The sequence below is a fragment of the Zhongshania aliphaticivorans genome (assembly GCF_902705875.1).
Lineage (GTDB): Bacteria > Pseudomonadota > Gammaproteobacteria > Pseudomonadales > Spongiibacteraceae > Spongiibacter > Spongiibacter aliphaticivorans_A.
Genome location: NZ_CACSIK010000001.1, coordinates 587,234 through 600,335, shown reverse-complemented (window position 1 = coordinate 600,335; position 13,102 = coordinate 587,234). Strand labels below are relative to the sequence as shown.

Genomic DNA, 13,102 nt, shown 5'->3' with positions numbered 1-13,102 from the left:
AGCAAGCGCTTTTATACACCTCGATCCAGCGGGAAATCCAAACCATATTGATATAAACGGTTCTTTTTAAGACCACTGATTTTGGCACACAAGCTAGCAGCTTGCTTAAGCGGCAGCTCCGCCCGCAAAACATTAAGGGTATCAATAACCTCTGCAGGTATATCAATATCCCCTTTAAACCCTTCTATTAATATTACACACTCGCCGCGCTGCTGATTACTGTCCGCACTCACCCACTCATACAATTCAGCGGCGGGCAAACGCTTTACAGTTTCATACAATTTAGTTATTTCCCGCGCCATCACCACCGTACGTTCACCACCCATTGCAGCACTAATATCCGCCAAACTCTCACGTATTCTATGCGGTGCCTCATAAAATATCATTGTCCTTTGCTCTCGCTGCAAGCTTTTCAGCACCGCTAATCGAGCGTGCTGCTTGGCAGGCAAGAACCCTTCAAACATAAACCTATTTGAGGGTAAACCAGCCACACTTAAAGCTGCAATCACCGCGCACGCACCGGGAATGGGAACGACTTTTATCCCTTCCTGCAGTGCTTGATCTACTAAACGATAGCCAGGATCAGAAACCAGGGGCGTGCCCGCGTCTGAGATTAACGCTAGATTTTTGCCTTCACGCAAATGAACCATTAGGCGCTCAAGCTCGAAGCTATTACTATGGTCGTGATAAGCACAGAGTGGCGTATTTATGTCAAAATGATTAAGTAAAACCCTGCTATGGCGAGTATCTTCGGCGGCAATGAGCGCTACTGTTTGTAGGACCTCTACAGCTCGGGGTACCATATCCGCTAAATTACCAATCGGTGTGGCAACAACGTAGAGGGTGGCGGCATTATCCACAAGCAAGCCTCACAATGAATTCCAATGACCGCGCAGACTAACAACGGCGAAACCATGATTACAAGAACTTTTATATTATTAATTGTCGCCATCTCCTTGGCGAGCTGCGGCTCTACGCCCACCAAACCGCTTAAATCACGACAAAGTAGCAGCGAAAAATACACCATTAGACCGCGCCCCAATGTTAGCCCACAGCAAGAATTTAACGCCGCCACAGTAAACATCGACACGGCAGAGCAATGGCTTGCTAACGCCAAAACGATGGACACTCAAGACTCTGCGGAACTATTGCTACGAGCAGCAGAAGTGCTTCTGCGGGAAGGAGAACTTGCCCGTGCTGATGACGTTGTTGGCGAGCTCATTAGCCCAGAACTCAACCCAGACCAAGCACTGCGCTTAGCGCTTATTCGAGCACGCGTACTACGTGGTCATGCAGAATTTCAACAAGCGCTTGCAGAATTATCAGACTCAATAGTAGAAAAAGCTGTGCTTGACGCGCCCATTCGTCGACAAATGCAATATAGCCAGCTTCGCGCCTCCCTCTACGAAATCGAAGGCGACCACCTATCCGCAGCACGTGAAAGAATTTTCATAGACCCATTGCTCAGCCCCAGCCAACAACCGTTCAACAGGGAGTCCATATGGGCATCCTTAATGCAAATACCAACTACAGTATTAGCAAACAATATTAACAGCGCCACCAATAAAGACTACATAGGCTGGCTGGAGCTCGCCTCTATAGCAAAAGACAACCAAAACAATATTGAAGCTCAAGTGCAGCAACGAGATACTTGGCTCCGGAACTGGCCAAAACACCCCGCACACGACTCACTTCCCGGCGGCCTAGACAAACTCAATGATTTAATTATTGAAAGACCTAGCCAAGTCGCATTAATCCTTCCCGTAACAGGAAGGCTTGCAGCCTATGGCAAAGCAATCCGCGATGGTTTTTTTGCCGCTTATTACGACACGCTCACTCAGGGCGGGAATGTACCTCAAATCAATCAATACGACAGCAATACCGACGACATTAATTCGCTCTACCAAGCCGCTATAAATAAAGGCAACAAGCTTATTATTGGCCCTCTAGAGAAGGAAAACTTAAGCGCACTCGCCTCACGCCACACGAACTCAATGACCGTTCCCACACTCGCCCTAAACCGAATTGATGGCCAGAACTTTCCCAGTGGCTTATACCAGTTTGGACTCAACCCAGAAGAAGAGGCCGAACAAATTGCCGAGATTGCCGCGAAAAAAGGCTATGTCCGCGCGTTAATTCTTAGCCCCGAGGGCGCATGGGGGCAAAAAGTGGCCAACGCCTTTGCCGAACGCTGGCGCAACCTAAATGGCAAGATAGTTGCTAACCAAACCTTCGACACCACAAAAAACAACTACTCAGAACAAATAAAATCCACACTGCAAATAGACCGTAGCCAACAGCGTTTAAAACGCCTTCAACAAATTATAGGTATACGCCCCGACTACGAGCCCTATCGTCGCTCTGACGTTGATTTTATTTTCCTACTCGCACGACCCAACGAAGGTCGCGCCATAAAACCACTGCTTGCCTACCACTATGCAGGCGACATTCCGGTTTATGCCACCTCCCACATCTACAGAGGCAACAATGCCCCTGGAAAAGACCAAGATATCAACGGCGTACGCTTTATCGACATTCCTTGGATTTTTGATGAGAATTCTACGATTCGTCAAGATATTAGCGCCGGCATCCCATCTAGTCCTCGCTACGAGCGTATGTACGCACTGGGTGTTGATAGCTTTAGACTGCACCTCCGTTTAAAACAACTGCAAAATGGCGCTAGCGGGCAAGTATTTGGAGAGACAGGAACCCTGACACTTAATATGCTTGGACAAATTGAACGTGAACTTTCATTAGCTGAAATTAAAGATGGCATTGCGGTAGTTAACCCTACTGCGGATATAAACAGCGATAAGGCTAATGATTTTTAAAAAGCCAAATAACAGCAAAGAAATCGGCGCGCTCGCAGAACAAGGCGCTTGCCTTTTACTTAAGAAACACAAGCTCAAAATACTGCATCAAAATTACCTGAGCCGATTTGGCGAGATTGATATCATCGCCTTATCGGAACAGCATTTGATTTTCGTGGAAGTGCGATACCGAAAAACTACTTTTTTTGGTACCGCATCCGAAACCGTAACGACTAAAAAGCAACAGCGCATTATTCTTGCCGCGCGGCACTTTCTTAGCCACGGGCGTTACACTGAACTACCTTGTCGCTTTGATGTCATTGAAGCTAGTAGCGACAAGACCGGAAAATTACATTTCAACTGGTTAGTAAATGCCTTTCAGGAGTGAAAAATAAAATTACCGTGGATTATTCTGAACAAGTTATAGACTTATTTCACCGGCATATCGAAAGCTGCATGTACACCATGGAAGCGCTCGCTGAAGTGATCGCGCAAGCTAGCGAATGTCTAGTTGAAAGTATGCTGCACGAACATAAGATAATCTGCTGCGGAGAAGGCAACAGCCGACTAATCGCTCATCACTTAGCGACCAATTTACTCAACAGCTACCAACATGAGCGCCCCGCCCTTCCCGCAATGGTTCTCAGCTCAGACGCGGCAACTGCTATCGCTGCCGACTCAAGCTACAACGATATTTATGCCAATCAAATTCGCGCCCTAGGCCAAACAGGCGACTGCTTGGTACTTTGTTATAACGGCGGCGGCTCCACCGCCACCCTAAGAGCAATACAGGCTGCGCACGAACGTGGCATGCGCATTATCTCCCTAAGCAATGTCAAAGCAAGTGACGCCAGCGCGCTACTGCTGCCTAATGACATCGAATTAACATTCCCGGTTGAAGACCGCGCTAGAGCGATTGAAATGCAACTTGTCGCAGTACACAGTATTTGCGAATTGATTGACACACTTTTATTTGGAACAACCTACCCATGAACGCCTTAATACCCAAAACATTAGCACTTGCCCTTTTAGTCCAGCTGAGTGCTTGCACACAAATTATTACCGCAACAACGGACAAACCCATAACCGACGACCCAGGCAGCCGCAGCCTAGGAAGCTATGTTGACGACGAGATCATAGAAACCAAGGTCCTAGTCAACATTAACAAAACCTCCCCCGAGTTAAACGCATCACGTATTACGGCAACTAGTTACAACGGTATTGTTTTATTAACAGGCAACACAGCGAATAACGAACTCAAACAACTAGCTGGAGAGGTTGCAAGTAAGGTTAAAAAAGTCCGCAAAGTACACAATGAACTAGCAACCGGCACCGATATCAGCATGCTAGCTCGCGGTAATGACACATGGATAAGTACAAAGGCAAAAAGCCGGCTATCACTCAATGATCAATTAGACGCATCAAAAATTAAGGTGGTGACCGAAAACGGCATCGTATACTTAATGGGCTTAGTTTCAAAAACTGAATCCGATGCTGCGGCAACCATGGTTAGCGAAACCGGCGGGGTACAGAAAGTAGTACGCGTTTTTGAATACTATTAAGACACAAACACTAAGCCCTGGCATCAGAGCCAAACCTTAGTGTTATTTAACCACCTTTAGACTGGGTGGTTTGGATTTAGAAGGTATTTTACTTAATGATGCGGAAGGCCGATCACCTGAAGGCGTAGGCGGGGGAGTAGGCTCTTCGGCATCAAATAACATACCTTGACCATTTTCCTTCGCGTACACCCCCAAAATAGCACCTATCGGCGCACTGACTTCCTGAGATACACCACCAAAACGGCCGCTAAAGCTTATCATGTCATTACCGACATTTAGCCCCATCACCGCCGACGGTGAAATATTCAGGACAATCTGACCATCCTGCACATATTGCTGAGGCACAAACACCCCCTCAAGCAAAGCATCTACCAATATATATGGCGTGCAGTTATTATCCAGAACCCACTCATAAATAGCCCTGACCATATAGGGCCGACTAGAAGTCATTGCCATACTAATTCAATCAGCGGCTTATGCTACTGACGCCTCATTACGCAATTCACGCTCTTTCTCAGTCAAGCTCTCTTGGAAAGCTGGACGCTCAAATAAACGCTCCATATACTCCAACAATGGCTTGGATTGACGCGTCTGCGGTATAACCACACCTAGCTGGGGCAAACGCCACAAAATAGGTGCTAAACAACAGTCAACCAACGTGAATTCTTCACTCATAAAAAATGGCTTTTCGTCAAAGATTGGTGCCACTGTTAACAAGCTATCACGCAACTCTTTACGCGCTTTATCAGCATTTTTTTGATTGCTTCCTGCAAGCAACTCGTCAACTAGGCGACACCAATCACGCTCAATGCGGTAAATGTACTGACGACTTTCACCCCGCGCAACAGGGTATACAGGAAGCAGAGGTGGATGTGGGAAACGCTCATCCAAATATTCCATCATCACTTTAGATTCATATAACGCCAAATCACGATCAACCAGCGTAGGTAAAGTGTTATATGGGTTCAGCTCGGCAACTTCTTCCGGCAGGTTATCCGGCTTTACGTCGACGATATCAACAGTCACGCCTTTTTCGGCCAATACAATCCTCACCCGATGACAGTAATGACTTGCTGCGTCGGAAAAGAAAGTCATGGTAGAACGCTTGGCTACAACGCCCATTGATTGCACCTCAAATTAATAAACTAAAACAACAAACGGGTAGCCCTCACTAGAGCCACCCGCCAACTTTTACAAGCCCCTACTTACCAAACACGTAAGCAGTGAACCTTTAATGCACGTCTTTCCAATATTCACGATTTAATAAGTAAGTAAACACAAAGAAAAGAGCAATAAACAACAAGACGAATCCACCAATGCGCTTGCTTTTCACCTGCGCAGGCTCACCAACATAATCTAAGAAATTAACCAAATCATAGATTACCTTATCATATTCTGCTGGACTCAGGCTGCCCTCAGGTGAATAAGTAAAAGCACCACAGGGATTCAACGCTTTACCATCTTCTCCAAACAAAACATCCTTACCGGTCAGCGGGTCCCGCAACACACCACCATTATGGGCATGAACAGGCCCTGGCGCGCACTCAGGCATGCCTTGTAACTCGGCTAAGACATGAGGCATACCCACGTCTTTAAACACTTTGTTATTCACACCCCAGGGGCGTGAAGGATCAGAATGAAATGTCCGCAGATAGGTATATAGCCAGTCTGTACCACGTGCACGCGCAACCAATGTCAAATCAGGCGGTGCAGCGCCAAACCACTTTTTTGCATCTTCTGCGGCCATTGTATTGGTCATCAATGAACCAATTTTAGCATCACCGTCAAACTTCAAGTTTTGCTCAAACAAATCGACTGGAATACCGAGATCATCCGCAGTCCGCTGATAACGGCCATACTCAAGTGAGTGACAACCCATACAATAGTTCATATAGGTCTTAGCACCGCTTTGCAGCGACGGAATATTCGTCACATCGGTATCAATCTCATCACAAGCCATGGTTCCGCAATTGAATGCTGATTCTGACCCGGCGGCTTTTAACGGCAGCACAGTAAGCAAGATCACCACAAGCAACACAAGCATACTTTTCCAGAAGCCCATACCACCATCAGTTGTCCGCGTAGGCTCTGGCTTAGTTGCTTCCCATTTCGTCCAAAATGGCATCAAGATGAAGAAAGCAAAATAGATTACCGAGCATATACGCGCCAATAAAGTACGCCCTTCAGTTGGCGCTTTTACGCCCAACACGCCCAATATTAAGAACGCGGCAACAAAGATCAAAATAGCAGCCTTACTGACACGCCCTTTGTAGCGAATTGATTTCACCGGGCTGCGATCCAACCAAGGCAGCAAGAATAAGATCGCAACTGATGCACCAAAAGCAACAAAGCCTAGTAACTTGTCAGGCACCGCACGCAATACAGAATAGAACGGCGTAAAGTACCAAACTGGCGCTATGTGCTCAGGCGTTTTCAAGCCATTTGCTATTTCAAAGTTAGCATACTCAATGAAATAGCCACCCATTTCCGGCCCAAAGAAAATAATGGCCGCAAATACAAACATGAATACAGCAATAGCCGTTAAATCATGCACAGTGTAATAAGGGTGGAACGCAACACCATCTAGCGGAATGCCATTAGCATCTTTGTTCTTTTTAATCTCAACACCATCAGGATTGTTTGACCCGACCTCGTGAAGAGCAAGAAGATGCAAAACAACTAATGCGATTAATACGATTGGCAACGCAACCACATGAAGTGCAAAGAAACGGTTTAACGTAATACCGGAGATCAGGTAGTCACCACGAATCCATTGAACAATATCTTCACCAACAACAGGGATAGCACCAAACAGCGAGATAATAACCTGAGCACCCCAATACGACATCTGCCCCCACGGTAAAACATAGCCCACAAAGGCTTCTGCCATCAACGCAAGGAAAATGAACATACCGAAAACCCAGATCAATTCACGGGGTTTTTTATAGGAACCGTATATCAAGCCACGGAACATATGTAGATACACTACGACAAAAAACGCTGAGGCGCCTGTTGAGTGCATATACCGAATGATCCACCCAAACTCGACATCCCGCATGATATATTCAACAGAGCGGAATGCTTCTTCAGAGCTAGGGGTAAAGCTCATAGTCAACCAAACACCAGTTAGTAACTGGTTTACCAATACAACTAGAGATAAAACACCGAAGAAGTACCAGAAATTAAAGTTTTTTGGCGCATAGTATTTACCCATATGGGTATCCCATGCACGCATAATAGGTAGGCGGGCATCAACCCAGTCACGCAGCCCTACTAACATCTTGATCATTACGCAGCCCCCTGATCAACACCGACAACAAGCACACTGTCACCTTCGAATGAATACGGAGGAACTTCGAGGTTTGTAGATGCAGGCGAGCCCTGATATACACGGCCGGCCAAATCAAATCGTGAACCATGGCAGGGACAAAAGAAGCCACCCAACCAAGCACTTCCACCTAAATCAGGAACACCAACCTCTGGACGATGCTTAGGTGCACAGCCTAGGTGAGTACACAAACCAACCAAGACCAAAAATTCAGGACGAATCGCTCGAGATAATGTATCAACATACGTAGGTTGCAGAGAACCTGTAGAATCAGGATCTTTAAGATACTGATCAAGCTTTTTTAAGCCAGCAAGTTGCTCTTCGGTGCGACGAACCACGTAAACTGGCTTACCGCGCCACTCAACCACAACCATCTGGCCAGCTTCTAACTTACCAATATCTGCTTTTACCGGCGCGCCTGCAGCCTTAGCCTTAGCACTTGGGTTCCAAGAACCCACAAACGGTGTCGCAATACCGACGGCCCCTGCTGCACCCACAACTGATGTTGCAGCCGTCAAGAAGCGCCGACGCCCTGTATTTATGCCGTCACTACTCATGACGATTCCCCCATAATATACGAAAACTCAGGCAGACCCCGCCTCTCTCAAACGGTGTCAAATCCAAAATCACAAATGGACCAAATAGTAATGAACTTGGCCCCTTCTGACAACTTTAATACACAGCAAAGCCCAAAAGTATGACCATCATTTGAGCAAAAAAAAACGCCCACATGATAGCTCGTGGGCGTTTTCCGAGTGCCGTGCGGCAATCTCCACAGACCTGACGGCCTTCGCGGTTAACGCTTGGAGAATTGCGGCTTCTTACGTGCCTTACGCAGGCCGACTTTCTTACGCTCAACTTCGCGTGAATCACGAGTCACGAAGCCTGCCTTACGCAAACCGCTTCGAAGCCCTTCATCATACTGCATTAAAGCGCGAGTAATACCGTGACGAATTGCACCAGCCTGGCCAAAACTACCACCACCGCTAACAGTTACAGTCACATCAAACTTTTCAGCCATTTCGACCAGCTCAAGTGGCTGACGAACGATCATACGCGCAACTTCACGACCAAAGTACTGATCAAGAGTACGCGCATTAACTGAAATAGCTCCGGTACCTGGCTTCAGGAACACTCGAGCTGAGGAGGTTTTACGGCGACCTGTACCGTAATACTGGCTGGCTGACATATTGCGCTTCCGTTATATATTCAGTTCAACTGGTTGCTGAGCAGTATGAGGATGCTCAGTTCCAGCGTAGACTTTCAATTTCTTAAACATTGCACGACCCAGCGGGTTTTTAGGCAACATGCCTTTTACCGCACCTTGGATCACACGCTCAGGGGCTTTATCAATCAACTTCTCAAAGCTTATAGACTTCAAGCCACCTGGATAACCAGTGTGGTGATGATAGATTTTACCAGTTGCTTTGTTGCCTGTAACACGGATCTTTTCCGCATTAACCACAACAATATAGTCGCCAGTGTCAACATGAGGCGTATATTCAGCTTTATGCTTACCGCGCAGTCTATGCGCAATTTCACTGGCTAAACGACCCAATGTTTTGTCGGCGGCGTCTACCACATACCAGTCATGTATTACGTCACTGGGTTTTGCACTTAAGGTTTTCATGTTTCTCGCCTATAGGGCCCGTACCGAACAAAGAGCGCGAATACTACATAAGGGCCGTGGGTTTTTCAAGGAAAATATTGCTTTTATAAGTCATAATTACCAATGCCCTAAGAGCGATGCTCACAGGCCAGATATTCTTCTGACTGCATCTCAAGCAAGCGACTTTGGGTGCGCTGAAACTCGAAATCCAGCCGACCGCCTGCATACAGTTGCGCTAGCGGGACCGCCGCAGATAATACCAGCTTTACATTCCTGTCGTAAAACTCATCAATCAAATTTATAAAGCGGCGAGCCTGATCCTCTCTTCCCGCCCCCATCTGCGGCACATTACTAACCAACACCGCATGAAACACCCTCGCCAATTCAATATAATCATATTGACTACGCGGACCATCGCACAACTCAGAAAATTCGAACCATGCCACATCATCTGCAACAAAGCGCGCTCGAATTTGACGCCCTTCAATATCGAGCAATTTATCAGCGCTGCCAACCTCAGGCGCCAAACGCTTAAAACTCAAAGCCAAACTTTGATCAGCAGACTCGCCCAAGGGACTGTAATATAACTCAGCTTGCTCTAAGGCGCGCAGCCGATAATCAACACCACCATCGACATTAACAACCTCTACACTTTGCTTTATTAACGCGATTGCCGGTAAAAATCTCGCCCTTTGCAAACCGTCTTTATACAAACCATCAGGTACGATATTGGATGTTGCTACAAGCACCACCCCTCTTGAAAAAAGCCTATCGAACAATCCTGCCAAGATCATTGCATCAGTAATATCTGAAACAAAAAACTCGTCAAAACAAATAACCCTAGCCTCATCAGCAATACGATCCGCCACGATGATCAATGGGTTTTTTTCACCAGATAACGACTTTAACTCACGGTGAACTCGCTGCATAAAACGATGAAAATGCGCCCGCATTTTATTTTCAAAAGGCAGGGTATCAAAAAACGTATCCATCAAATATGTCTTACCCCGACCAACCCCACCCCAAAAATACAAACCCTTAACATGTGGCAATGCCTGCTTCAGCCCAAACATACGTGAAATAAATCCGTTATTTTCCTGCGGAATCTGCGTCACTAAGTCGTCGTAAAGACGCTGCAAACACTGGACCGCATGCTCTTGCGCAGAATCATAGGAAAAATCGACCTGGGTAAGGTCTTGCTGATAACGTTGTAGGGGGGTAGACATTTTAGAAGCCTCTTACAAGACGGACGCAACTGTACCGACCCGCAAGCGAATTGGCAATTTTTTATCGAGGAATACTGAACCCAAAGCAGCGAGCGGTTATACTAACGCCAAGGAGTGACAACAACGTCAACTCATCGGAGGAACCTCTGTGCAAGACATCAGCTCATTAATCGTCGTCGCTATTACCTGCCTACTTCTTGGCGCAGCGATTGGTTATTTCATACTAGGCCGCACAAAGCCGGGACAGCAAAATCGCGCTGCACTAGAAAAGCAGTTCAACGATATGCAGCAACAACAGCAAGATTACCAACAACAGGTTAGCAGCCATTTTGACCGCACCGGCGAACTGCTCAACGAACTAGCCGAAAGCTACCGTAGCGTTCACAACCACATTGTCGATGGCGCTCAAAACCTTCACAGTTCTGGCATCAGCCCCTTACAAGCTATACCAGAGGGTCGCCCAGTACTCGACAGCAAACCCGTCGAGGCCGCACCAGTTGCCCCGCCTCTTGATTACGCCCCCAAACAACCGGGCAAAAAAGGTGCCCTGCACGAAGAGTTTGGCATGGATTCAGAAAAGAAACCTAGCGACAACCCAGAACCCACTCCGCCCCTCGTATAAAAACCCCTACGGCCGACGCTAGCAAAGCGTCAGGCTGGGTTATCTATATCAATAAAACGATGAAACACATCAAACTGACGCGCTAAAGCTTCTGCCAATGCCTGCACCCCATAGCGCTCAGTGGCATGATGACCGGCAGCAATAAAATTAATGCCCAACTCCCGCGCAGCAATAATAGTGGGTTCAGACACCTCGCCACTTAAGTATAGATCCACCCCCGCTTCCGCCGCTTTATGAATATAGGACTGCGCACCACCGGTACACCAGGCAATTCGACGAACAGGACGCCCATGACCCAACTCAAGTAACGGCTTGCGCCCAAGCGCTCGCTCAACTTTCGCAGCAAACTCCTCAGCACTCAGTGGTTGCGACAAACTGCCAACATTACCTACTGAGCGAGGGTTATCAGCCTCAAGCCCATCTTCTACCGTAATATCTAGCCGCTTCGCTAACTGTACGTTATTCCCCACCACCGGATGAGCATCCAAAGGCAAGTGGTAAGCAATCAAGCTGATATCATTCTCTAACAACCGCGCAAGCCTGTTTCGTTTCATACCCACCACACAGGAATCCTCTCCCCGCCAGAAGTAGCCATGATGAACCATGATCGCATCTGCTCTCATTTCGATCGCCGCCTCAATTAAAGCTTGTGAAGCGGTAACCCCAGAAACAATACGTGAAACCTCATCCCGACCTTCGACTTGCAAGCCATTCGGGCAATAATCGCTAAAATAGGATGGCTCCAATATTTCATCAGCTGCCGCCACTAGAGCTTTAAGAGAAACCGCCATAAATCCTCACATTAATTCTGAAAAATCACTTTTCGTGCTAGGCTAGCAACCCTCCACAACAAGCACACGCCTAAATTACCAAACGAGGACGGGCACTTGACACGGCATAGCCTGAAAACCTTCATCTGGCCCACTGTATGCGGTATTTTACTCGGCATTTGCATCCTCGCCTACCTACCAGGGCAACGCGACAACGATTACACTTATGCTGTAGAACATGCAGCACCAGCTGTTGCCAATATTTACACCACTAAAGTAGTGGAACAGCGTCATCCACTGGCCGACGACCCCCTCTTTAAGCATTTTTTCAGCCGTAATGGCCGGGTTAAACAACAACTTGAGCGCAGCCTAGGATCGGGGGTGATTGTCAGTGACGCTGGATATCTGCTCACTAACTACCACGTTATAAAAGGTGCCGATGAAATATTGGTACTCCTCCATGATGGCCGCCAAGCACTAGCCAGCGTTATCGGTAGCGATGCAGATACCGACCTTGCCGTTCTAAAAATAGATCTAGATAACCTTACCAGTATCTCCATTGGCGACCCTGGTAAAATCCATGTCGGCAATATCGTTTTAGCCATCGGCAATCCCTATGGATTCGGACAAACAGTTACCCAAGGAATTGTGAGCGCCATCGGTAGGTACGGGCTTGGCCTCAGTCAATTTGAAAATTTCATACAAACAGATGCCGCCATTAACCCAGGCAACTCTGGTGGCGCACTCATCGACACCAAAGGCCGCCTACTCGGGATCAACACGGCCATATACACCCAAAGTGGCGGATCAACCGGCATAGGTTTAGCGATACCCACAGATTTAGCTCTGCGAACAATGAGTGACTTAATTAGCTACGGTCGCCCATTACGTGGCTGGCTTGGAATTGAGGTGCAACCGGTTGGCGTGGGTACCAATGGCGTGGTAATCACAGCTCTAGCCACGAGTGGCCCGGCAGAAAAAGCGGGACTGAAAATTGGGGACGTTCTCATAAATATAAACGGAGAGCAGGTGGGCGACGGTCACGCCGGCATGAAACTTATCACCTACACCAGACCTGGTGAGCGCGTCAAAATTGCCTTACTGCGCGGCGAAGAACAACTAACAATAGAAACTGAAGTCTCTATGCGCCCTAGCAGCTAAGCTACTGCTTACAG

At 47.4% G+C, this 13,102-nt stretch carries 15 protein-coding genes; 6 read left to right on the top strand and 9 right to left on the bottom strand.

Features of this window, described 5'->3' with window-relative positions:
- Positions 1-11 precede the first annotated feature (11 nt).
- Positions 12-860 carry a 16S rRNA (cytidine(1402)-2'-O)-methyltransferase gene (rsmI, locus tag AELLOGFF_RS02840; protein ID WP_159267246.1) on the bottom strand — a complete coding sequence of 283 codons (849 nt, stop codon included), beginning with the start codon at positions 858-860 and terminating at the stop codon, positions 12-14.
- 24 nt (positions 861-884) lie between these two features.
- Here rsmI and AELLOGFF_RS02835 point away from each other — a divergent pair, with 24 nt between their 5' ends.
- Genes AELLOGFF_RS02835 through AELLOGFF_RS02820 form a run of 4 tightly spaced genes read left to right on the top strand, consistent with a single transcriptional unit; the run spans position 885 to position 4,372 of the window.
- On the top strand, positions 885-2,831 hold the full coding sequence (locus AELLOGFF_RS02835) for a penicillin-binding protein activator (protein ID WP_159267245.1): 1,947 nt from the start codon (positions 885-887) through the stop codon (positions 2,829-2,831).
- Positions 2,821-3,198 (top strand): YraN family protein, encoded by a 378-nt coding sequence (locus AELLOGFF_RS02830; RefSeq protein ID WP_159267244.1) that lies wholly within the window; start codon positions 2,821-2,823, stop codon positions 3,196-3,198. The genes AELLOGFF_RS02835 and AELLOGFF_RS02830 overlap by 11 nt, the downstream gene beginning before the upstream one ends.
- Positions 3,195-3,803, top strand: a complete 609-nt coding sequence (locus AELLOGFF_RS02825; RefSeq protein WP_235035518.1) for a D-sedoheptulose-7-phosphate isomerase — start codon at positions 3,195-3,197, stop codon at positions 3,801-3,803. The genes AELLOGFF_RS02830 and AELLOGFF_RS02825 overlap by 4 nt, the downstream gene beginning before the upstream one ends.
- Positions 3,800-4,372: a BON domain-containing protein gene (locus AELLOGFF_RS02820; protein ID WP_159267243.1), complete on the top strand. Its 573-nt coding sequence runs from the start codon at positions 3,800-3,802 to the stop codon at positions 4,370-4,372. The genes AELLOGFF_RS02825 and AELLOGFF_RS02820 overlap by 4 nt, the downstream gene beginning before the upstream one ends.
- A 42-nt stretch (positions 4,373-4,414) precedes the next feature.
- On the opposite strand, the gene AELLOGFF_RS02815 is transcribed toward AELLOGFF_RS02820, so the two are convergent.
- The 7 genes from AELLOGFF_RS02815 to zapE form a co-directional block, all read right to left on the bottom strand.
- Positions 4,415-4,828 carry a ClpXP protease specificity-enhancing factor gene (locus AELLOGFF_RS02815; RefSeq protein ID WP_159267242.1) on the bottom strand — a complete coding sequence of 138 codons (414 nt, stop codon included), beginning with the start codon at positions 4,826-4,828 and terminating at the stop codon, positions 4,415-4,417.
- An 18-nt stretch (positions 4,829-4,846) separates the two neighbouring features.
- A complete protein-coding gene (gene sspA / locus AELLOGFF_RS02810; RefSeq protein ID WP_159267241.1) occupies positions 4,847-5,494 on the bottom strand; it encodes a stringent starvation protein SspA in 648 nt (215 codons plus the stop codon).
- 109 nt (positions 5,495-5,603) lie between these two features.
- Positions 5,604-7,661 (bottom strand): ubiquinol-cytochrome c reductase, encoded by a 2,058-nt coding sequence (locus AELLOGFF_RS02805; protein ID WP_159267240.1) that lies wholly within the window; start codon positions 7,659-7,661, stop codon positions 5,604-5,606.
- Positions 7,661-8,257, bottom strand: a complete 597-nt coding sequence (gene petA / locus AELLOGFF_RS02800; RefSeq protein ID WP_159267239.1) for a ubiquinol-cytochrome c reductase iron-sulfur subunit — start codon at positions 8,255-8,257, stop codon at positions 7,661-7,663. The genes AELLOGFF_RS02805 and petA overlap by 1 nt, the downstream gene beginning before the upstream one ends.
- 239 nt (positions 8,258-8,496) lie before the next feature.
- The gene (gene rpsI, locus AELLOGFF_RS02795; protein ID WP_159267238.1) at positions 8,497-8,889 is read right to left on the bottom strand and encodes a 30S ribosomal protein S9; all 393 of its coding nucleotides are present in this window, start codon (positions 8,887-8,889) and stop codon (positions 8,497-8,499) included.
- A gap of 12 nt (positions 8,890-8,901) precedes the next feature.
- Entirely contained in the window at positions 8,902-9,330 is a 429-nt protein-coding gene (gene rplM, locus AELLOGFF_RS02790) for a 50S ribosomal protein L13 (protein WP_103683607.1), read from the bottom strand.
- Between the two features lie 107 nt (positions 9,331-9,437).
- Entirely contained in the window at positions 9,438-10,535 is a 1,098-nt protein-coding gene (zapE, locus tag AELLOGFF_RS02785) for a cell division protein ZapE (protein ID WP_159267237.1), read from the bottom strand.
- Positions 10,536-10,683: 148 nt separating this feature from the next.
- On the opposite strand from zapE, the gene AELLOGFF_RS02780 reads away from it, so the two are divergent.
- On the top strand, positions 10,684-11,157 hold the full coding sequence (locus AELLOGFF_RS02780) for a YhcB family protein (protein WP_159267236.1): 474 nt from the start codon (positions 10,684-10,686) through the stop codon (positions 11,155-11,157).
- A 29-nt stretch (positions 11,158-11,186) separates the two neighbouring features.
- On the opposite strand, the gene AELLOGFF_RS02775 is transcribed toward AELLOGFF_RS02780, so the two are convergent.
- The gene (locus AELLOGFF_RS02775; RefSeq protein WP_159267235.1) at positions 11,187-11,948 is read right to left on the bottom strand and encodes a Nif3-like dinuclear metal center hexameric protein; all 762 of its coding nucleotides are present in this window, start codon (positions 11,946-11,948) and stop codon (positions 11,187-11,189) included.
- Between the two features lie 96 nt (positions 11,949-12,044).
- Here AELLOGFF_RS02775 and AELLOGFF_RS02770 point away from each other — a divergent pair, with 96 nt between their 5' ends.
- A complete protein-coding gene (locus AELLOGFF_RS02770) occupies positions 12,045-13,088 on the top strand; it encodes a trypsin-like peptidase domain-containing protein (RefSeq protein ID WP_159267234.1) in 1,044 nt (347 codons plus the stop codon).
- Positions 13,089-13,102 lie beyond the last annotated feature (14 nt).